The 20,499-nt window shown below is 33.5% G+C and carries 21 protein-coding genes and 1 pseudogene; 12 read left to right on the top strand and 10 right to left on the bottom strand.

Annotated features, from left to right (window positions below; all coding sequences use genetic code 11):
* Nucleotides 1–45: 45 nt before the first annotated feature.
* The 3 genes from AC3EMB_RS14815 to AC3EMB_RS14805 are packed head-to-tail and all read right to left on the bottom strand — an operon-like array spanning nt 46 to nt 3,219.
* Nucleotides 46–1,155: a DUF4018 domain-containing protein gene (locus AC3EMB_RS14815; RefSeq protein WP_000860513.1), complete on the bottom strand. Its 1,110-nt coding sequence runs from the start codon at nt 1,153–1,155 to the stop codon at nt 46–48.
* Nucleotides 1,130–2,293, bottom strand: coding sequence for a DUF58 domain-containing protein (locus AC3EMB_RS14810; protein WP_197242630.1), 1,164 nt, complete (start codon nt 2,291–2,293; stop codon nt 1,130–1,132). Before AC3EMB_RS14810 ends, AC3EMB_RS14815 begins: the two co-directional genes overlap by 26 nt.
* Complete coding sequence (locus AC3EMB_RS14805; RefSeq protein ID WP_088022739.1) at nt 2,290–3,219, bottom strand: AAA family ATPase; 930 nt, start codon at nt 3,217–3,219, stop codon at nt 2,290–2,292. Before AC3EMB_RS14805 ends, AC3EMB_RS14810 begins: the two co-directional genes overlap by 4 nt.
* 206 nt (nt 3,220–3,425) lie before the next feature.
* On the opposite strand from AC3EMB_RS14805, the gene AC3EMB_RS14800 reads away from it, so the two are divergent.
* Both AC3EMB_RS14800 and AC3EMB_RS14795 read left to right on the top strand, forming a co-directional pair.
* Nucleotides 3,426–3,743 (top strand): PadR family transcriptional regulator, encoded by a 318-nt coding sequence (locus AC3EMB_RS14800; protein ID WP_098616676.1) that lies wholly within the window; start codon nt 3,426–3,428, stop codon nt 3,741–3,743.
* Between the two features lie 7 nt (nt 3,744–3,750).
* On the top strand, nt 3,751–4,287 hold the full coding sequence (locus AC3EMB_RS14795; RefSeq protein ID WP_088022737.1) for a DUF2812 domain-containing protein: 537 nt from the start codon (nt 3,751–3,753) through the stop codon (nt 4,285–4,287).
* A 387-nt stretch (nt 4,288–4,674) separates the two neighbouring features.
* Here AC3EMB_RS14795 and AC3EMB_RS14790 read toward each other — a convergent pair whose 3' ends face one another.
* Complete coding sequence (locus tag AC3EMB_RS14790; protein WP_000433609.1) at nt 4,675–4,920, bottom strand: hypothetical protein; 246 nt, start codon at nt 4,918–4,920, stop codon at nt 4,675–4,677.
* A gap of 281 nt (nt 4,921–5,201) precedes the next feature.
* Between AC3EMB_RS14790 and AC3EMB_RS14785 the strand changes: the two genes are divergently transcribed.
* The 6 genes from AC3EMB_RS14785 (at nt 5,202) to AC3EMB_RS14760 (ending at nt 9,106) form a co-directional block, all read left to right on the top strand.
* Nucleotides 5,202–5,585, top strand: coding sequence for a VOC family protein (locus tag AC3EMB_RS14785; protein WP_000364502.1), 384 nt, complete (start codon nt 5,202–5,204; stop codon nt 5,583–5,585).
* 14 nt (nt 5,586–5,599) lie between these two features.
* Nucleotides 5,600–6,142, top strand: coding sequence for a GNAT family N-acetyltransferase (locus tag AC3EMB_RS14780; RefSeq protein ID WP_000506654.1), 543 nt, complete (start codon nt 5,600–5,602; stop codon nt 6,140–6,142).
* A complete protein-coding gene (locus AC3EMB_RS14775) occupies nt 6,142–6,723 on the top strand; it encodes a kinase (RefSeq protein WP_000106123.1) in 582 nt (193 codons plus the stop codon). The genes AC3EMB_RS14780 and AC3EMB_RS14775 overlap by 1 nt, the downstream gene beginning before the upstream one ends.
* Before the next feature lie 23 nt (nt 6,724–6,746).
* Nucleotides 6,747–7,325: an HAD-IA family hydrolase gene (locus AC3EMB_RS14770; RefSeq protein WP_088022733.1), complete on the top strand. Its 579-nt coding sequence runs from the start codon at nt 6,747–6,749 to the stop codon at nt 7,323–7,325.
* 256 nt (nt 7,326–7,581) lie between these two features.
* Nucleotides 7,582–7,893 (top strand): hypothetical protein, encoded by a 312-nt coding sequence (locus AC3EMB_RS14765; protein WP_000845548.1) that lies wholly within the window; start codon nt 7,582–7,584, stop codon nt 7,891–7,893.
* A gap of 364 nt (nt 7,894–8,257) precedes the next feature.
* On the top strand, nt 8,258–9,106 hold the full coding sequence (locus AC3EMB_RS14760) for a P-loop NTPase family protein (RefSeq protein ID WP_050844076.1): 849 nt from the start codon (nt 8,258–8,260) through the stop codon (nt 9,104–9,106).
* A gap of 146 nt (nt 9,107–9,252) precedes the next feature.
* Here AC3EMB_RS14760 and AC3EMB_RS14755 read toward each other — a convergent pair whose 3' ends face one another.
* Together AC3EMB_RS14755 and AC3EMB_RS14750 are read right to left on the bottom strand one after the other, a co-directional pair.
* Nucleotides 9,253–9,468: a helix-turn-helix domain-containing protein gene (locus tag AC3EMB_RS14755; RefSeq protein WP_000974619.1), complete on the bottom strand. Its 216-nt coding sequence runs from the start codon at nt 9,466–9,468 to the stop codon at nt 9,253–9,255.
* Between the two features lie 10 nt (nt 9,469–9,478).
* The gene (locus AC3EMB_RS14750) at nt 9,479–9,961 is read right to left on the bottom strand and encodes a DUF2975 domain-containing protein (protein WP_053564140.1); all 483 of its coding nucleotides are present in this window, start codon (nt 9,959–9,961) and stop codon (nt 9,479–9,481) included.
* Between the two features lie 297 nt (nt 9,962–10,258).
* On the opposite strand from AC3EMB_RS14750, the gene AC3EMB_RS14745 reads away from it, so the two are divergent.
* The 4 genes from AC3EMB_RS14745 (at nt 10,259) to desA (ending at nt 17,390) form a co-directional block, all read left to right on the top strand.
* The gene (locus AC3EMB_RS14745; protein WP_088022225.1) at nt 10,259–11,932 is read left to right on the top strand and encodes an alkaline phosphatase; all 1,674 of its coding nucleotides are present in this window, start codon (nt 10,259–10,261) and stop codon (nt 11,930–11,932) included.
* A gap of 611 nt (nt 11,933–12,543) precedes the next feature.
* Nucleotides 12,544–13,374, top strand: a complete 831-nt coding sequence (locus AC3EMB_RS14740; RefSeq protein ID WP_088022222.1) for a VanW family protein — start codon at nt 12,544–12,546, stop codon at nt 13,372–13,374.
* Between the two features lie 289 nt (nt 13,375–13,663).
* On the top strand, nt 13,664–16,051 hold the full coding sequence (locus AC3EMB_RS14735; RefSeq protein WP_000727447.1) for an immune inhibitor A domain-containing protein: 2,388 nt from the start codon (nt 13,664–13,666) through the stop codon (nt 16,049–16,051).
* Between the two features lie 307 nt (nt 16,052–16,358).
* Nucleotides 16,359–17,390, top strand: a complete 1,032-nt coding sequence (desA, locus tag AC3EMB_RS14730) for a Delta(5) desaturase DesA (RefSeq protein ID WP_000171497.1) — start codon at nt 16,359–16,361, stop codon at nt 17,388–17,390.
* Between the two features lie 289 nt (nt 17,391–17,679).
* Here the strand turns inward: desA and AC3EMB_RS14725 are convergent.
* The 4 genes and pseudogenes from AC3EMB_RS14725 to AC3EMB_RS14710 form a co-directional block, all read right to left on the bottom strand.
* Nucleotides 17,680–17,967, bottom strand: a pseudogene (locus AC3EMB_RS14725) (IS4 family transposase); the annotation flags it as partial.
* A gap of 147 nt (nt 17,968–18,114) precedes the next feature.
* On the bottom strand, nt 18,115–19,059 hold the full coding sequence (locus tag AC3EMB_RS14720) for an acetyl-CoA carboxylase carboxyltransferase subunit alpha (protein ID WP_098285963.1): 945 nt from the start codon (nt 19,057–19,059) through the stop codon (nt 18,115–18,117).
* 32 nt (nt 19,060–19,091) lie between these two features.
* Nucleotides 19,092–19,538 (bottom strand): MarR family winged helix-turn-helix transcriptional regulator, encoded by a 447-nt coding sequence (locus tag AC3EMB_RS14715; protein ID WP_000817653.1) that lies wholly within the window; start codon nt 19,536–19,538, stop codon nt 19,092–19,094.
* 363 nt (nt 19,539–19,901) lie between these two features.
* Nucleotides 19,902–20,360, bottom strand: coding sequence for a VOC family protein (locus AC3EMB_RS14710; RefSeq protein ID WP_140155496.1), 459 nt, complete (start codon nt 20,358–20,360; stop codon nt 19,902–19,904).
* Between the last annotated feature and the right edge of the window lie 139 nt (nt 20,361–20,499).

Below are 20,499 nucleotides of genomic sequence, written 5' to 3'. Positions count from 1 at the left end.
GAAGTATAAAAAGACTCCTATGAATATAGGAGTCTTTTTGTTACGTTATTTCTTTCGTTTCTTCAAACTTTTCTGATAGGCATAAAGCTTATGAATCTCTTCCTTAAATTCATGCAGAAGTACAATGCTTTTACCATTTGAATAGCGCACCGTATTATAAGCATCTATAATAATATCACTTTGAATATTTACATCTTCTTCATCATTTATTCTTTCTAGCCAAGCTTCAACAGTTTCTCCCCGTTTTCTATTTAAAGGAGGGGTTAACTTACTCTCTAGCTTGAAAATTTCCTTCCGAATTTCGTTATGCGGCGGTTTATTTCGTTTAAAACGATTTTGGTTCGTTCCTTCTTTATTAGTAATGATAGTAGATTCGAAGGCAGGCATATTTGGTAAACTGAATTGTTTTCGTCTTTTTACTATTTTCCAAACAACGTAAATAGCAATGGTTGTACATACTATTATGGTAATGCTATTTATGAGTGTGGGGTCAAAAGCACGCTGTCCAAACACATCCTTAATTTGAGGATCCTTTAAATTCCCTTTATTCGACCAAAAATCATCAGTTTCTTTTAATTCAGCTGCTGAAAATAACGGATTGATAGCGTATCCGAATCCTAATGCAACTGTTTCTATGATATAGGAAAAAATAAGTCGAATGAAAGGAAACACTTGAACAAGTACTATACTCATTACACCAATCGTAATGATAGAAATGAAACGTAATAACTGTTGATTCCGATTTGCCCCAGTTAACCAAAATGTAATCATAATGTGTATAACTAATAGTAACAGCTCCCACAAAGGTGGAAAGGGCGCAAAAAATATGGCTGAAATACTAAACCAAACAATACCGCCTAACGATTTTTGAACTGGATATCCTGGTCCGACTACATGTACGATAAAGAAGAAAAGCGGTAACATAATTGTGCCAAATAGAGAGAATGGGAGAAGGAAAGAACAACCGATTATTTGAGTAATGAACAGTATGACAAATCCTGTTGTTTTTTTCTTCATAAATTTATGAAGAAGAAATACGCCTACATAGCCTGTTGCTAAAAATATGGAAATAGCAACAAGGTCATCCCTTTCTGTTAATAATGAAAGGAGGAGAAGCAAAATAAAGTCATTAACGTGATAGAGCCAAGTTTTCAACCGATTCCACCATCCCTTCGCTATTAATGAGGAACGTTGGCTGCGAGAGAAGAGGGAGTTCATTTTTCTGTAAACCAATGTATATCATTGTAGACGAACGTTCTCTCTTTCTCATTACATAATGAAGGAATCCTTGTTTCGGCAGTAACGTACTATCATCTGAAACACGTGCTAATTCTTCTAAAGCTTTTGCATATTGTGTTTGCCCTTCATGTAACGATAAATGTAATGCACCACCTTCGGCTAATACACTAATAAATAATTCAAACGGTATGTGATGCTTCGTTGCATATTGGCAAATGTATGTTGCGAATGAAATTAAATCTTCAACATTATCTTTCCAACCAAATCCACGATCGGCAGCTAAAGAAAGACAAATCGTCCAACTATAATTTTTTACAGGTTCAAATTGCTTCGCTTGTAATTCCTGCATTTTAGCAGATGCCTTCCAATGAATAGAGCGGAAAGACTCACGCTCATATCGCTTTACACCGATAATAGATGTTTCATCATTGTAAAAAGAAAAATTAGTTCGATAAGAACCAATTAGAAGTTGCTGAAGTTCTTGCAAACCTGCTACTTCTTTAGGAGAAGGATAAACAATAATTTCAGTTTTTAACTTATCGAAAACAGGTAAGTGTACATTTAATAAATGAAAAGGATCTTTTAAAACGCATTCGAACTGTTCAATTTGAAACACACCACGTTTCGTTGCGGTTAATGTTAAATCCCATTTTTGCGCCGAATGTGCAGGTTGTGAAAATGGAAAAGAGAATAACGTTTTTGATATTCGTTCAATTCCTTGATCTTTATGCTGTATAAGAGACGAATCTAAATGAAAATAACAAACACCATTAACGAGAGGTATGTTTGCACCGTTTTTCAAATGAATAAAAAACTGTCCAGATTCATCAGGGAAAAGCCGAGTTGTTTGTCTCTCGTTTATAACTTCAAATTTTTTCTCTATGTAAGCGACATATTTATAAATGAAAATCGCAAATAAATAATAGGAGAAAAAGAGAAACATTATAATTCGTTGCGGCATAAAAAACGTAAATAGTATAGCGCCTGGCACAGTTAGTTGAATAATATGGAGTTGAAAAAATAAAGGTACAGTTACAACACGCTGTCCATTCATGCTTGCTCAATCTCCACAGGTACGTCAACTTCTTTTAAAATACTTTGCATTATATCATTTTTTGTCGTGCGCAGGGCACCTTCCATTGATAAGACAATACGGTGATTCCAAATAGAAGGAATTAAAAATTGTATATCTTCAGGGGTGCAATATTCTCTCCCGCGTAAGAAGGCGTATGCTTGAACTGCGCGCACTAAAGAAAGTGTGGCACGTGGGCTTACACCGTTAGCGATATAATCATGATTTCTTGTAGCATGAGCAAGTTTAATAATGTAATGTTCTAACGGTTCCGAAACAAATATTTCTTTTACTCGTTTTTGAGCTTCTAAAATATCTTCTAATGAGATGACAGATGTGACACTTTCTAATGGTAAATCGTTACGAAAACGTCGCATCATTTGTAATTCATCTTCAGGAGTTGGATAACCGATTGAAATCGTCATTAAAAAGCGATCAAGCTGTGCATCTGGAAGAGGGAAAGTCCCTTGTGATTCAATTGGGTTTTGCGTTGCAATAACAAAGAACGGTTTCGGGAGAGGAGTAGACTGTTTTTCAAGCGTCACTTGTCGCTCTTCCATCGCTTCTAACAAACTAGACTGTGTTCTCGGCATTGCACGGTTAATTTCATCTGCTAGCAAAATGTTTGTCATAACGGGTCCAATTCTTAACTCAAATTCATTTGTTTTTGGGTTGAAGTATTCAATACCTGTTACATCACTTGGAAGTACATCAGGGGTAAATTGAACACGAGAAAAACTACCGCCAATACTTTTTGATATGGTTTTCGCCAGTAACGTTTTCCCAGTACCAGGCACGTCTTCGAGTAGTACATGTCCATCAGCAAGCAGTGAAACAAGCAGTAGATCAATAACATTTTCTTTACCAACAAACACAGATCCTATGTTTTCTTTCAATTTATTTATCATATGTATCATTCCTTTCGGTATAAAAGAGCTAATATTTCTATATTTTAACAAATTATTCAGAAAATTGGTATCATTTTTTAATTCAAAGAAATGGATATTTAATTATTAAATTACTCTTGCATATTTTGGAATATGATTATACAATATCGGTATATGATATATCGTGAGTCGATATATCATGAGGCGATGTATCGGAGGTAGTTATAATGAATGCGAAGGCGCAAAAATATATTCCGTTAACTGAGGCGACATACTACATATTATTGTCACTTGTAAAGCCAATGCATGGTTATGGAATTATGCAAATGGTAGAAGAGATGACAAATGGAGAAGTAAAACTCGGTCCGGGTACGTTATACGGGAATACGACGAAATTACTTAAAGAAAAATTAATTGTTGAAGTTGCCTCTACAGATAGAAAGAAGTGCTATAAGTTAACGCCGTTTGGGAGAGAAGTACTGGAACTGGAGTACAACAGATTACAGCGGTCTGTAAAGAATGGAAATAGTATATTAGGGGAGTGAATGGAAGATGGAGACAAAAAGGGTATTTAAGTTTTTTACGGCATGGAATTTAGAAAAAGAAGAAGCTTTTTTACGAAAGATGCATCAGCAAGGTTGGGCATTACAAAAATATAATTTAATGTATACGTTTCAAAAAACTGAGCCAAAAGATGTAATATACAAAGCTGATTTTAGATTGGTTTATAGAGATTCGAAAGAACAACAACAAGAGTATTTCGAAATATACGAAATGTCAGGTTGGAAACGCGTAACAAGTTTCACAAGATGGAATTATTTTTGTAAAGAAGTAGAAGAGGTTAATGAATTGCCTGATATTTACTCAGAAAAGGAGACGAGGATACAAAAACTAAATGAATTATTGCTATTCCTTGTTATTATATCAGCAAGTATATTACCATCAATGTATAACCTATTTTTAAGCCCGATGGAATCAAGAGTGCCAATGTGGGCGAAAGTTACGACAGGTCTTTCAGGGTGTATGTGGATGTACTTCTTTATAAGACTCTCTTGGAAAATCAAAAAATTAAAAAGTGAAATATTATAATAAAAAGTGGAGTTTAAAAGAAGTTGATGAGAGGTAAAACCGGGATCAACTTCTTTTGTTTCTATATAAACGTAATTTGTTCACTCTTTTTTATATAATAAAAACTATACAATTAAGTTGTAGAACTACTAGTTAAGTATTTATAACCTTATAACCAAATAAAAATCATAAATGAATAAGAAATGATTCTTAATAATAAACCACTAGTTAAAATAATCGAAAATCCTAAATATTAATATTGCTTGATGTATTGTCCTTTTTTGAATATTAAAAAAAGGGTGCGAAGTTTAACATACAATAAGGAAGAAATACATTTTTTTTACCGTATTAAACGAAAAAATCCCTTATAGAAAAAATCTATTTCTAAAAGGGATAGTAATGACATTGTTAGAAAGACTGATTTTGCGCAGGTTTAATAAATTGTTCTGGGTTTTCAACAAGTCCGCATACAGCACACTGGACGCGGTATGTAGGTCCTTGATAGGCCATATGAAAAGCATTCATCGTTTCATTTGTGTATTCTTCTTCTACTTGACCAGTTTGTGGATTTAATTTGACTGGTTTTACTTGTTGTTCAAGAATATTAAAGCGAGTACGGTTCGTTTTACAGCTTGGACATAGCATTGGTTCCATATGTATACACCTCCATTTGTATCATTTCTTAAAATCTTTAATTTTATGCAAGCAAAAAACTTTCTCAATATAAATAGGTGTTTAATGTATTTAAAATTCAGAAAAAATAAAATATAATAAAAGTACGAACTGGTTATGTCCAAACCAAATCTCCTGTTTTATGCCAATAAGCTGGGGGGCCGAGAAATCGGCCTCATTTTTTTTGCTCATTACAACAAAGAACAAGGTTTTTATGAGACTTTTGTCGAAATTTTAGGGATAGATATAAAGGGGGATGTAAAATGGATTTGAAAATGAAGTACATCATTTTATATGTAGAAAAGTTTGAAGAATGTTTAAAATTCTATAAAGATATTTTACAGTTACCTATAAAAGCAGAGCACGGTACATATATTGAATTTAATACTGGAACTACCATTTTAGCGATGAATACGCGGCAAGATGTGAAAGAATTAACAGGACTACCGCTTACAGAAGGTGAATTACAGTCTTCTCATTTTGAATTAGGATTCGTTGTTGAGAATGTACAAAAAACGATTGAGCAATTTAGAGAACAAGGAATCAAGATTTTAGTTGAACCTATTGTAAAACCGTGGGGACAAACAATTGCTTACATTGCTGATCCAGATGGAAATTATATTGAAATTTGCAGTTCATTAGAATAGAGGGAGAAAGAGAGATGGGATTTCCAAAACTAGAAACAGAACGTTTACTCTTAAGAGAACTTACACTATTAGATGCAGAAACGATGTTCCAATATTTTTCGAAAGAATCAGTTATACGTTATTTCGGAATGGATTCTTTTGAAAATATTGAGCAAGCGAAAACAACGATTCAAACGTTTAACAATCGTTATGAAGAGGGCAGTGTATTTCGCTGGGGAATCGAGAAAAAAGGGACGGGCCAATTAATCGGAACGTGCGGATTTCATTTAATTAATAATATTCATAAACGAGCTGAAATTGGTTATGAATTAGATGATACATATTGGGGACAAGGATATGCATCGGAAGCATTACAAGCGATTTTAGCTTACGGATTTGAAATGCTGCAACTGATAAGAATCGCAGCGGTTGTATATGTAGAAAATAAAGCTTCTCAAAAGTTGTTAATAAAAGCAGGATTTCAAGAAGAAGGATTACTTCGAAAACATATGATTCAAAATGGAGTTGCTCATGATACCATTTTATATTCTTTATTAAAAGAAGAGTGGAAGAAGTAATGAGTACAAACGAACTTATAACGATTATGAAGAATCATAGGGAAAATAGATTCATTTTAGGTATAGATGGTTTAAGTCGTTCAGGAAAAACAACATTCGTAGCAAATTTAAAAGAAAATATGAAACAAGAAGGCATTCCGTTTCATATTTTCCATATTGATGATCATATAGTAGAGCGTAATCGACGCTATTATACAAACCATGAAGAATGGTATGAGTATTATTGTTTACAGTGGGATATTACATACTTGAGGCAGAAGTTTTTTCAGAAGTTACAACATGAGACAAAATTAACTTTGCCTTTTTATCAAGAGGAAACAGACTCATGTGAAATGAAAAAAGTGCAGATTCCTATTGTAGGCGTAATTGTTATTGAAGGAGTTTTTCTGCAGCGAAAAGAATGGAGAGATTTCTTTCATTATATGGTCTATTTGGACTGTCCAAGAGAGACAAGGTTTCTACGTGAGAGTGAGGAGACACAGAAAAACCTTTCAAAGTTTGAAAATAGGTATTGGAAAGCAGAGGATTATTACTTAGAAATGGAATCGCCGAGGGATAGGGCGGATTTAGTCATTAAATGATTTGAACATAGCAGGTGAATAGAATGAATATTTTATGGGATTTTGATGGGACGTTATTTGATACGTATCCTGCATATACAATGTTGTTTTCTGAAATATTAGGTGATTCAGTAGAAAAACAAGAAATATACAAAAACTTAAAAATATCATACTCTCATGCAATTCAGTATTATAATATTTCATGCGAGCAGGAAGAAAAGATTAAAGTTTTGAAGGGAAAATTCACGTCAAAAGATATGAAACCTTTTGCAGGTGTCGAAGAGGTTTTGAAATTTGCAAATAAAAATGTGATTATGACCCATAAACATAGGGAAGGGGTTATGGGCATTTTAAAATATTACGGCTGGGAAAAATACTTCGTAGATATGGTTACAATTAACGATGGCTTTCCTCGAAAGCCAAACTCTTTAGCTTATAATCATCTGCATAAAAAATACAATATTGATTTAGCTATTGGAGATAGAGAATTAGATTTATTACCTGCAAAAGAATTAGGTATTTCAACATGTATGTTTCAAGGTAATTGTGATGTAGCGGATTATTCTTTATCACATTACTCGGAGTTTTTTAAGGTAGTGAGTGATAGAGAGTTTTCTTTATAAAAAAAGTTATTAATAAAGACTGTATCTTTCATTTTAAAGGTACAGTCTTTATTTTTTAGAGCTATTATATACCAATTGCCGTGGATTAAAGAATGATTGTATATCTTTAGTAAAGAAATAGTCAGGTTAGTTGTTAGATAGAAATAAACTGACAGATAAAGTGATAGTGTCCGTTTTATCTGCTTTTTATCATAACCAAATTATGGTTATTCATGCTAATATAAACTCATAGCTATATAGAAGGGGTGGGATTAGTATGAAAACAGAAATAGTTCCTAAAAAGAAGTACAGTATAATAAGCTATATATCTTTACTCATCGGTATTTTGTGTTTTTTATTCGTTTTTATAACGCCAACAAGGATAGCGAATGCAGGTAATATAGTTGGAGATTATATTACAATTGCTCTGACAGGTGTAGGTATTATGCTTTCTATAATAACAATGACGAAAAAAACAGAGAAGAAGGGGATTGCTATCCTTTCATTAATACTGTCCTCATCATTTTTTATATTTTGGATCATAGCAATTATCCTATTGTTTACTGGTCAAATTAGTTTTGCGCCGTAATGTGAAATAAAAAGAGTCCTTTTCGTATGATAACGGGTATAGTTACGGGAGTGAAAATATAAAATAACATACAAATTAGGGATGTAAATCACTTATGATTTAGCATCCCTTTTTTTATTGTTATTTCAGTGTTTAAGCGCTTTTATATAGTTAAATAGCGTTCTAAATAATAAGATAAATGGAAAATTTATGTTAAAATAATTATAGAGATTGTGAAAAAATGTTCTTAAACTAGCGTTCAGATTACTTTAAGAAGGTTTTTTCAAAGGAAATGGTAAATATCATATTTTGAAGGGGTGATTGTAGTGGATTAAGTGATTTTTTTAATCTTGGTTAAATACTTTGAAGATAGGGGTTTATAACTATGAATACAAAACTAATAATAGTAGAAGGGTTACCTGGATTTGGAAAATCAACCACTGCAAAGCTAATAAATGAAATTCTAAGCCAAAATAAAATTGAAGTTGAACTATTTTTAGAGGGAAATTTGAACCACCCAGCCGACTATGATGGTGTATCTTGTTTTAATAAATTTGAGTTCAATAGATTATTATCTAACAGTGGAGATTTTAAAGAAGTGCTCCTTAAGAAAGTTCTAAAAAAAGGAAGCAATTATTTATTACCATACAGAAAGATGAAAAATGAGTTTGGTGACCAGTTTTCGGACGAATTATTTAACGTTATTTTAAAAAATGATATATACGAATTACCATTCGATAAAAATGTTGAATTAATTGCTGACAAATGGAATGACTTTGCTGAAATCGCTCTAGAAGACAATAAGGTTTATATCTTTGAATGTTGTTTCATACAAAATCCATTAACTATTGGGATGATTAAATATGGTGAACAAAAAGAAAAAATAATAAATTATGTAATGAAAGTTGCAAAAATCATAGAGAATTTAAACCCAATGTTATTGTATGTAGAACAAGATAATCTTGAATTTTCATTTAGGAAGGCGTTAAAAGAAAGAACTCCAGAATGGTCCACAGGAATTATCGACTATTACACTAACCAAGGCTATGGGAAAGAACATCACCATTCAGGTGTAGAAGGAGCGATAAAAGTTCTTGAAGCTAGAAGGAATTTAGAATTAGAAATATTCGATATGTTAAAAATGAAAAAAGAAACAATCAATAATACAAAATATGAAATTGACTCATATAGGTCAATGTTAAAAGATAAGTTAGCCATACAAATGGTGAAATAGCTTTTTACACTAACTGGTGCTTTAGTTGAAGAGGGAAATAAAAAACGCTCAGAATATTTTCTGAGCGTTTTAGTTTGTTATTTCTAATGTTTATTAGCATTTTTCTCTTCCTAAACTGAACCCATTACTCGTATGAAGGACTCTATTTATTCGGTATCTTCAGGTTGATATTCTAAAATATCCCCCGGTTGGCATTCTAATGCTTTACATATTGCTTCTAAAGTTGAAAAACGGACTGCTTTTGCTTTTCCATTTTTCAAGATAGAAAGGTTAGCCATTGTAATTCCAACCTTCTCCGAAAGTTCTGTTACACTCATTTTTCTTTTTGCTAACATTACATCAATATTAATAATAATTGCCATATTATTCACCTCAGACCGTTAAATCATTTTCTGATTTTATATCTATAGCATCTTTTAATAGTCTTTGGAGAACGGCAGCAAAGACCGCGATTACCATTGAAGCAAAAATCATAATCATTCCGATAATAATAATGCCAGGGGCGTCATCTCTCTCTGCCACGAGATAGAAAAGTGGCATACCTAATACATATAATACACTAATTGCCAATGCGCTGTACTTAATATTTTTTAAAGCTTTAACAGATAACTCAGAGAATGCGTTGTTTGTATCAATATAGTTTAAAAGCTTAAATGTTTGGTACAAAGCGAAGTAATAAGGTATTGCTGTTGCGTATAAGTTGATAAATACAAGGTATTTAATATATGCAATATCCGGATATAATTCTGCGGCGAAGTTTCCTATTTTAGGAACTAAAAAAATGCACATAGCAAGAACGGGGATTCCGATCAGAATCACAACGGTCTTTAAAAAGAGTGTGGATCCTTGTTTCATAAAAAGCACCTCATTTATTTAATATCTTATTAATTTAACATGAAATTTATTGTTAAACAATAAAATTTTATTTCTTTTAATCGAGGATTTATTGTTAAACAAGTAATTAATGAAAAGGATGCTAAATCTTTTTTATAAGATAGATGACACATACCGATATTTAATTAAGGAAAGAAATAGAAAGTAACTATTGTTAGCTTTATGAGAATTGGGAACTAATAAAACATATGTAGGTTGTGGAATGAGAAAGGAAATAAGGTGTATTGAAATGAATGCAAAGTTTATGGAGGAACAATCATGTTGAATTATGGTGTGAAGATGAAAAAGTTACTATTAGTGGGAGCTATAATAGTAAGCGTATTAAGTACGGAAAGTATGATGAATTATCATGCGGCCAAAGCTAAGGTGAAAAAAGTAGAACACCAGCCTAAAAATATAATTATGATGGTTATGGACGGAACAAGTTCAACGGCGACAACATTGGCTCGCTGGTATAAAGGGGCACCGCTTACGTTAGATCAAATTGTAACAGGAGGTGTTCGTACATATTCTGCAGAATCAGCTATTACAGACTCAGCGCCAGCAGCAACAGCATTAGCAACTGGAAATAAATCGAATTCAGGATATGTAGGCGTACTACCTTCTATTGTAAATTCACCTAACTTAAAGCCAATAAAAGAAGAGGACAAGTTACGGCCGGTCGCAAACGTATTGGAAGGTGCAAAACGTACTGGCCGTGCAACTGGAATTGTTGCTACATCTGAAATTCAGCATGCTACTCCGGCGGGATTCTCGGCTCACCATGTCAATCGCAAGCAATTTGACGTAATTGCGAAGCAGCAAGTATATCAAAATATAGATGTCGTATTAGGCGGGGGAAAAGCGGCGCTGCTACCTATGAAAAGTAATGGAATCCGAAAAGATGGTGAAAATTTAGTAAAGGTGATTCAAGACAAAGGATACGATTTTGTTGAAACGAAAGATGCGTTATTGAACTCCAAATCTAATAAAATTTGGGGCTCTTTCTCAAATCATGCTCTTGCGTTTGATATAGATCGTATAGCAACAAATCCAGAACAACCAACACTTTCTCAAATGACAGAAAAAGCAATTCAAACATTATCAAAAGACAAAGATGGTTTCTTTTTATTCGTAGAAGGTAGTAAGCCTGATTGGGCAGCTCATGCTAATGATCCAATTGGGATGATTAGTGATGTATTGGCATTTGATGAAGCGGTAGCAAAGGCGTTACAATTTGCGAAGAAAGATGGGGATACGATGCTCATAGCTTTAACTGATCATGGTAACAGCGGTATCTCTATAGGGAATAGAAATACGACAAAAGGATACAATACTACACCGGTTTCTGCATACATTGATTCATTGAAAAAGGCGAAAATGACACTTGAAGGAACTATAAATAAACTGAAATCTGATTTATCAAATGTAGAAGATGTAGCTAAACTATACGGTTTGGATAATCTAACTCATGATGAAAAAGAAAAATTAAAAGCGGCAAAAAAGAAAATGGATGTAGGACGAATTCTTACTACATTATTGGCTAATCGTGCAAATATTGGCTTTACGACAGGAGGACATACAGGTGAGGATGTATTTTTACATTCTTATGGACCTCAAAAACCAGAAGGCTTAATCCAAAATACAGACATTGCGAAGACGATGGCGAAAGCGATGGGCTTTAACTTAGAAGAAGTAACGAATAAAATATTCTTAGAGAGTGAACAAGCCTTTAAGAAAATCGGTGCAACTGTAACAGCCGACAAAACCGAAGGAGCAAACCCGTTACTCGTAGTAAAACATAATAAAGTAGAAGCACAATTATTTGGTAACAAAAATATAATTCGTATCAATGGTAAAGGGTATGAATTAGGAAGTATTATTGTAGAGAGTAATGGAAAGTGCTATGTACCAGAAGAAGCAATTCAACTATTTGTAAAGCATTCTCGTTAAAAAATTGCCAACCAGTTAAGCTAACTGGTGGCAATTTTTTTGTGTTTATTCTAAATATAAGGGTTCGGATTGTTTTGGAAAGTTTTCCAGATGAGACTTGTATAAATGTGAAAGGGGAATTATATTTTTTTCTTACATTAAAAAATTTCGTTTTGTAGAATAGAGAATTTATACATATAGTAAAGTCTAATGTATTATCAATTAATATTTATGAAAAATATATTAATACTTTAGAATTTCTTTAATTTTCATTATTTTTTATTTAATATTATTCGTTATATTTATAATATGTTTATTTCAATTTATCGTATTGTAGCGCAGTTTCATATAATTATAAAGCAATCATCAAAATAAAATCTCCACTAGAGTAAATTTATTATTTTTTTGCGTCTTTTTTATCCCGCTATTTGCTGGGCAGTAAGACCCCCACCTCAAAATTCAGCGAAAGCAAAGAAGTTAGGTGGGGATCGGGCTGCCTGTAAAAGCCCGATTGGTGAGGGCTGATTAAAGTTTCACTTTATTTACGAAAATTATTATGCAGCTAAGAAAACTGTAGTTCATTGAATTAGAGGTATATTAGAATTTAGTTGAAGAAAGAGAGAGGGAATAAAATGAATATAGTGCACTTACGTCCTAAACAGCGGTCTAAGTATCGCATTATGCTAGGGACGTGGTATTACTCTACAAAGAGATACATTCAGTGGTTAGTAGACGGAAAAACATATGCAAAAAGGCTCCAACAAGAAAAGCTACCTTGTACAGCAATTCAGCACCGAACGATATTACTTCGTAAGCTCAAAGATGTAGATATGTGGTATCAACAGAATAAGGTTGTTAATTTGAAAATTGCTGTAAAAAAACTAAATGGTATCGTCATTAGACCAGGAGAAACATTTTCTTACTGGCGTTTAATAGGTAAGCCTACGAGGAAAAAAGGATATGTAGAAGGTATGGTATTACACTACGGATCTTTTCAAACAGGTATTGGAGGAGGTCTTTGTCAGCTTTCGAATTTAATATATTGGATGACTTTACATACACCACTGACAGTAACAGAACGATATCGTCATAGCTTTGATGTCTTTCCTGATTCGAGGCGAACTCAACCGTTTGGGAGTGGAGCGACTTGTTCCTATAACTATTTGGATTTACAAATTAAAAATGAAACGGACCAACCGTATCAACTTCACCTTTATATGACAGATGAACATTTAGTTGGTGAATGGAGAACAGTCTATCCGCAACTTTATCAATATGAAGTGTATGAGAAAGAACACTCAATTCAACCTGCATACTGGGGCGGTTATATACGACATAATGTGATTCAACGTAAAGTATATAATCAACAGAAACAGTTAATAGAAGATCAATATGTAACGGAGAATCACGCTATAATGATGTATGAACCACTATTAGCTTGTAATAATGAGAATAGTGAGTAATATGATAATCCATAGATTAAATAGTATAGAAAATATTTAATTCTTATTTTTATTAAAAAAATATAAATCTCAGATTTACTGGATTTTGATTGTAACTTAGAACATATAAAAGTTCACTGTTATTTATTGGAGAGCCTGTTTGTTTTTCTATCTTTTGTATTTCACTCTGCATAAAAAAATATTTCTCAACATTTTATTTGTTGAAAAAGATTGAATATTCGTATTATAACGAATATTATGTTGTTATCGGCAAAAAACGATAATTTGCAGACACTGGGGAGGAAATACATTGAAAAAGAAAAAGAAATTAAAACCATTAGCGGTATTAACAACAGCAGCAGTACTAAGTAGTACGTTTGCTTTTGGAGGTCACGCAGCGTATGCTGAGACACCAACATCATCTCTACCAATAGATGAGCACTTAATACCGGAGGAGCGTTTGGCAGAAGCGCTAAAACAACGGGGGGTAATTGATCAATCTGCATCACAAGCTGAGACGTCAAAGGCTGTCGAAAAATATGTTGAGAAAAAGAAAGGGGAAAACCCTGGGAAAGAAATCTTAACAGGAGATAGTCTTACACAAGAAGCTTCTGATTTTATGAAAAAAGTAAAAGATGCAAAAATGAAGGAAAATGAACAGGCACAGCAGCCTGAAGTAGGCCCAGTAGCTGGGCAAAGTGCTGGATTGAATCCAGGAAAATTAAATGGAAAAGTACCTACTACATCAGCGAAGCAAGAAGAATACAATGGAGCTGTTCGAAAAGATAAAGTACTTGTTTTACTTGTAGAATTTAGCGATTTTAAGCATAACAATATTGATCAAGAGCCAGGATACATGTATTCCAAGGACTTTAATCGTGAACATTATCAAAAAATGTTATTTGGTGATGAACCATTCACTTTATTTGATGGATCGAAGATTAACACATTTAAGCAATATTATGAAGAACAATCTGGTGGTAGCTATACAGTTGATGGGACTGTAACAGAGTGGCTTACTGTTCCAGGAAAAGCATCAGATTATGGTGCTGATGCGGGTACTGGTCATGATAACAAGGGGCCTTTAGGACCAAAAGATTTTGTGAAAGAAGCATTAAAAGCAGCGGTAGCAAAAGGAATCAATTTAGCAGACTATGACCAATTTGATCAATACGATCAAGATGGTGATGGAAATAAAAATGAGCCAGATGGAATTATTGATCATTTAATGGTTGTACATGCTGGCGTTGGTCAAGAAGCTGGCGGCGGTAAATTGAAAGATGATGCGATTTGGTCACATCGTTCAAAACTCGGTTCAAAACCATATGCAATTGATGGCACGAAATCTTCTGTTTCGAACTGGGGCGGAAAGATGGCTGCATACGATTATACAATCGAGCCTGAAGACGGAGCGGTTGGTGTGTTTGCACATGAGTATGGCCATGATTTAGGCTTACCAGATGAATATGATACAAAGTACTCAGGACAAGGTGAACCTGTTGAGTCATGGTCTATTATGAGTGGTGGTAGCTGGGCTGGAAAAATTGCAGGAACAGAGCCAACGAGTTTCTCACCACAAAATAAAGAGTTTTTCCAAAAGAATATGAAGGGGAATTGGGCGAATATCCTTGAAGTAGATTATGACAAACTTAGCAAAGGCATCGGTGTTGCGACATATGTAGATCAAAGTACTACAAAATCTAAACGACCTGGAATCGTTCGTGTTAACTTGCCGGACAAAGATATAAAAAATATCGAATCGGCGTTTGGTAAGAAGTTCTATTATAGTACAAAAGGAAATGACATTCATACAACACTTGAGACACCAGTATTTGACTTAACAAATGCAAAGGATGCTAAGTTCGATTATAAGGCATTTTACGAACTTGAAGCGAAGTATGATTTCCTTGACGTATATGCGATTGCAGAAGATGGAACGAAGACACGCATTGATAGAATGGGCGAAAAAGATGTAAAAGGCGGCGCGGATACAACTGATGGTAAATGGGTTGATAAATCATACGATCTAAGCCAATTCAAAGGAAAAAAAGTAAAACTGCAATTTGAGTACTTAACAGATATTGCAGTAGCTTATAAAGGATTTGCGTTAGATAATGCAGCCTTAACTGTAGATGGAAAAGTTGTTTTCTCTGATGATGCGGAAGGTCAGCCAGCAATGACGTTAAAAGGCTTTACTGTGTCTAACGGATTTGAACAGAAAAAACATAATTACTATGTAGAGTGGAGAAATTATGCTGGTTCTGACACTGCGTTACAACATGCACGTGGACCAGTATTTAATACAGGAATGGTTGTATGGTATGCGGATCAAAGCTTTACAGATAACTGGGTAGGCGTTCATCCAGGTGAAGGGTTCTTAGGAGTAGTAGATTCTCATCCAGAGGCAATTGTAGGGACATTAAACGGACAACCTACTGTGAAGAGCAGTACGCGTTATCAAATTGCCGATGCGGCATTCTCATTTGATCAAACGCCAGCATGGAAAGTAAATTCACCAACTCGCGGTATTTTTGATTATAAAGGATTACCAGGAGTGGCGAAATTTGATGATTCTAAGCAATATATCAACAGCATCATTCCTGATGCAGGACGTAAGTTGCCGAAACTAGGACTGAAGTTTGAAGTAGTAGGCCAAGCTGAAGACAAGTCTGCAGGTGCGGTTTGGCTTCATCGATAAAATAAGGTAAAACGAAGAGGAGCTGCCACAAGTCGGTGAAACTGACTTATGACAGCTCTTTTCTTCTTGTGAAAAAACTCTCTGTTTTTTTATGTACTTATTGGAAAAATTCGAAGTTTCTTTGATACATAAAATGCTCCGTCTGTCCAATTATAGAAGCTATTTTGGACGTAAGAAATTTGTAAGTAATGAGTAAGAAAAAAGAGATTTTCATAGTATAAAATATTTATTATAGCTACTTTTAACACCTGATACTAATAGTGTGTTATAATATGAATTAGCAACAAAAAGGAAAGGAATTAGAACAATGACCTTAGAAAATACTAAAAATTTAAAAAAACAAGTTGCTCCTTTTGAAAAATCAACGATTAAAAAAAGTGTTTGGCAACTGATCAACACAATCGTGCCATTTATTATTTTATGGTACCTTGCTTATAAAAGTTTGTCAGTTTCTTATTGGTTAACATTAGTTCCAGCATTGTTAGCCGCTGGATTTATGACAAGGATTTTCATTATTTTTCATGATTGCACCCATTATTCGTTTTTTAAAAGTCGACGTGCAAATAGAATAGTTGGAACGTGTATGGGTGTTTTAACATTATTCCCATTTGATCAGTGGGGGCATGAGCATTCTATTCACCACGCTACGAGTGGTAATTTGGATAAAAGGGGTACAGGAGATATTTGGACGCTTACAGTAGATGAATATGTAGCAGCACCATTTAGACTCCGTTTAGCATATCGTTTATATCGCAATCCATTCGTTATGTTTGGATTAGGTCCGATTTATGTTTTCCTGCTTAAAAATAGATTTAACCGAAAAGGTGCTAGAAAAAAAGAACGTATGAACACTTATTTAACGAATATTTTAATCGTTGCTATTATAGGAATGCTTTGCTGGGCAATTGGATGGCAATCGTTTCTTTTAGTACATGGTTCTATATTTTTAATAGCAGGTTCAATAGGTATTTGGTTGTTTTACGTACAGCACACATTTGAGGATTCTTATTTTGAAGAAGATAAAGAGTGGGAATATGTGAAAGCGGCAGTGGAGGGAAGTTCTTTTTATAAACTTCCAAAAATTTTGCAATTTCTAACGGGTAATATTGGATTCCATCATGTTCACCATTTAAGTCCAAGAGTACCTAACTATAAATTAGAAGAGGCACACAACAATACGCTTCCTTTAAAAAATGTACCAACGATTACGCTTGCTACAAGCTTGCGTTCACTCCGTTTCCGTCTTTGGGATGAGAAAAGTAACAATTTTGTTAGCTTTAAAGATGTCAAAAATATAATTAAAAATAATGTTTCTGTTCGGGTGAAATCTGAACTATAATTGCATCGTATATAAAACTCCCCTTAATCATTTTCGATTTAAGGGGAGTTTTTGTTTAAAGAGTAGATGCCAGATAAGAAGAAAAATTAAATGATTCAAATTATAATTGAAGCAGATTAGAAAATTGCTTGTATGTAAGTACAAATATAAGTTGACAGTAAATACATTATGTTAACAAATGGAGTTGTCATGAATTTTCCGTTATGATAACTGTTCATAGATCCGACGAAAATTAATAGCAAAAAGGGGGGGACACATGCCTATCAACTTAAAAATGAAAACAAAGTGTACTTTCTGTGTACACTTGTTTTTTCATACGCTCACGAAGTTGTTTTTCTGTAAATCGATACATAATCACCCGAGTGAATAGTTTTTTATCCTTTCCAATATAAGCTTCTTTTATTTCATAGGACTGTCCTGATTTTAAGGTATCCATGATGTGCTCTAAATCAACTTTGATGTACTGATATTGTTTTTTTATTGTTCCGTTTCGAAAGTATTCAGGAAATTCATTTTTGACATATATCCTATTGTTTAATTTGAGTCGCGGTATATAGTACACACCACGTTGATCCATTAGAACAAATTATCCTTTTCCATACCGATCACACATCTTTTGTAGAATGATAGTATCAGCATATCCCAGTTTAAGAGGTTACTTGCAAAAATATTTAGAATTTTTTTGCGATAATCCTCCGAAATGTAATACGGATTTTAAATACTTTCATTTATAATTCTCTATTTGTCTATACTTTTCATATCGCTGTTGTATAAGCTCTTCCGAGGATAATAGTATCAATTTTTTTAGAGATGATTCGATTACAGATTCAATCATTTTTGCCTGTGATTGTATATCATTTTGTGCTCCACCTTTAATTTCAGGAATGATTTCATCAATAATTCCTAAATGTTTTAAATCTTTTGCTGAAATTTTCATATGTTCAGCAGCTTCTGGAGCATACTTAGCGTCCTTCCATAGGATAGATGCTGCTCCTTCGGGCGAAATTACCGAGTACCATGAATACTCTAACATATGGATATGGTTACCGACACTAATGCCAAGAGCTCCACCACTTGATGCCTCTCCAATTACAATACAAACAATTGGCACTTTAAGTGTAGTCATTTCAAATAGATTTTGAGCTATCGCTTCAGAAATTCCACGTTCTTCAGATCCTATCCCTGGATAGGCGCCTATTGTATCAATAAATGTAATAATAGGGCGATTAAATTTATCAGCTTGTTTCATAAGTCTTAGCGCTTTTCTATAACCTTCTGGATGTGCCATTCCAAAATTTCTTTCTATACTTTCCTTTGTATTTCTACCTCTTTGATGACCAATAACCGTAACGGGCATTCCTTTAAATTTTGCAATACCACCTATCATTGCTTTATCATCACCATATAATCGATCACCATGAAGTTCGAGAAAGTTTGTAAACAATAAAGGTATATAGTCCAATGTCGTGGGTCGATTACGTAGCCTTGCAATTTGAACTCGTTGAAAAGGTGTAATATTAGAATAAATTTTATCTTGCATTTTATTTAAACGTTTTTCTAATTCATGAATTTCTGACGATAAATCTACATTATTTTCTTTCATAATTTTCTTTAATTCATCAAATTTCTCTTTTAATTCAATAATAGGACGTTCAAAATGCAAACTCATTTTATCCTCCAAATGTTATGACTTACCTGACTCTAATCAAAAGGCTTAGAAATAGAATCAATAAATAATTCAAAACCATCCACAACTATTTTTTGTTCTGATTCTGATAAATTATTGAGAATACTTTGATAAAATGTAATGGATTGCTCTCTTAAGCAATTAACAGTTATGTGACCTTTTTCTGTGAGGTGCAGAAAAAGTTCTCTTCTATTTTTTTCATTTACTTCACGATAAATAAGCCCCTTTTTTACTAACTTATCTACCAATCTACTTACAGTTGAAGTCTCTAATCTAAGTTTATTGGATAGTTGCCAAACAGTTAATTTTTCCACCTCTAGTTCTTCTAACGCCATCATTTGAGAAGTTGGTAAAGGTTTTTCAAATGGTCCATTGGGCAAATTTTGAGATTCAAAAACCCCAGTTATTATAATCATTTTCTTGATATCTTTTCTTAGTTTTAAGGCATCTTCTCTTTTCAAAAAGGTCACCCTCCTACAACTATTGTATCATACATCAATTGTATTATACATGAATATGATTTTTTCACAAGCTTAACGTAAGCCAATATTACAACATGGACGAGATATTTCTTCTTGTTAAAATGGTATAAGTGGATTGTTTTCTACAAATAGCAGAACATCAATTATGTATCAGGGGCCTTTATGGGGTACCGCTCATCGAAATCAAGCTAAGAAAATAAAACTACCCCAAAAACGAAATTTTGTGACAACTTGTGGCGAAATTTCGTTTTTGGGGGGAATTCTAAATTCTTAAGTTGATGGGCATGGGGATAGTACAACATTATATCCAAAAATAAGAAAAGACTTGAACGAAAATTCCATTCATTTTTCTTGGTGTTCCGTATTCCATACACTTAAATAGGATGCATATTCTAGTTCATCTGGATTCTCATGTAACATAGAAATGAATTCTAATTTATTTCCATCACAATCTAGAAAGTATACACTTGCAGCGGGCATCCACCTTTGGACAATTGGCTCTTGATTTCCTTTTCCTTGACTTCCTATCACTTCTATTCCACGTTCCTCTAACCACGCTTTAGAAGTCATTAAAGACTCTAAATTTACACCAAAAGCAAAATGTCTCGGCTCAAAGTCTTCGATATTATTTACTTCCCATAGTCCAAGCATTTGTTGTTTATTTTCTCCGACCCAAAAGAAAGCCACTCTTCTTTTGGAGAGTTTTCTTGCTAACGTTAATCCTAGCTTGTTTTGATAGAAATTTATTGCGTTTTCTAAATTTCTTACATGTAAATGAGTTTCGTATATGTTCTGTATTATTATGATCATTCCTTTCTTTATTGGTAACTACCAATTAAATAGTAAATGTAATTCTAAAGTTGAAATATGTATAAGCCTAGTAATGTACATCTATATCCGATATACCTATTTACTATTATATTGAAATTGGAATGTGATA

This window comes from Bacillus sp. LQ16 (assembly GCF_057784645.1).
The sequence above is the reverse complement of the archived record's forward strand: the minus strand, read 5'-3'. Positions and strand labels throughout refer to the sequence as shown.

Excerpts from the sequence above, each read along its gene's own strand:
- AC3EMB_RS14810 (WP_197242630.1), bottom strand. The coding sequence starts at position 2,293 with ATGAATGGACAGCGTGTTGTAACTGTACCTTTATTTTTTCAACTCCAT.
- AC3EMB_RS14805 (WP_088022739.1), bottom strand. The coding sequence starts at position 3,219 with ATGATAAATAAATTGAAAGAAAACATAGGATCTGTGTTTGTTGGTAAA.
- AC3EMB_RS14800 (WP_098616676.1), top strand. The coding sequence starts at position 3,426 with ATGAATGCGAAGGCGCAAAAATATATTCCGTTAACTGAGGCGACATAC.
- AC3EMB_RS14795 (WP_088022737.1), top strand. The coding sequence starts at position 3,751 with ATGGAGACAAAAAGGGTATTTAAGTTTTTTACGGCATGGAATTTAGAA.
- AC3EMB_RS14790 (WP_000433609.1), bottom strand. The coding sequence starts at position 4,920 with ATGGAACCAATGCTATGTCCAAGCTGTAAAACGAACCGTACTCGCTTT.
- AC3EMB_RS14785 (WP_000364502.1), top strand. The coding sequence starts at position 5,202 with ATGGATTTGAAAATGAAGTACATCATTTTATATGTAGAAAAGTTTGAA.
- AC3EMB_RS14780 (WP_000506654.1), top strand. The coding sequence starts at position 5,600 with ATGGGATTTCCAAAACTAGAAACAGAACGTTTACTCTTAAGAGAACTT.
- AC3EMB_RS14775 (WP_000106123.1), top strand. The coding sequence starts at position 6,142 with ATGAGTACAAACGAACTTATAACGATTATGAAGAATCATAGGGAAAAT.
- AC3EMB_RS14770 (WP_088022733.1), top strand. The coding sequence starts at position 6,747 with ATGAATATTTTATGGGATTTTGATGGGACGTTATTTGATACGTATCCT.
- AC3EMB_RS14765 (WP_000845548.1), top strand. The coding sequence starts at position 7,582 with ATGAAAACAGAAATAGTTCCTAAAAAGAAGTACAGTATAATAAGCTAT.
- AC3EMB_RS14760 (WP_050844076.1), top strand. The coding sequence starts at position 8,258 with ATGAATACAAAACTAATAATAGTAGAAGGGTTACCTGGATTTGGAAAA.
- AC3EMB_RS14755 (WP_000974619.1), bottom strand. The coding sequence starts at position 9,468 with ATGGCAATTATTATTAATATTGATGTAATGTTAGCAAAAAGAAAAATG.
- AC3EMB_RS14750 (WP_053564140.1), bottom strand. The coding sequence starts at position 9,961 with ATGAAACAAGGATCCACACTCTTTTTAAAGACCGTTGTGATTCTGATC.
- AC3EMB_RS14745 (WP_088022225.1), top strand. The coding sequence starts at position 10,259 with ATGTTGAATTATGGTGTGAAGATGAAAAAGTTACTATTAGTGGGAGCT.
- AC3EMB_RS14740 (WP_088022222.1), top strand. The coding sequence starts at position 12,544 with ATGAATATAGTGCACTTACGTCCTAAACAGCGGTCTAAGTATCGCATT.
- desA (WP_000171497.1), top strand. The coding sequence starts at position 16,359 with ATGACCTTAGAAAATACTAAAAATTTAAAAAAACAAGTTGCTCCTTTT.
- AC3EMB_RS14720 (WP_098285963.1), bottom strand. The coding sequence starts at position 19,059 with ATGAGTTTGCATTTTGAACGTCCTATTATTGAATTAAAAGAGAAATTT.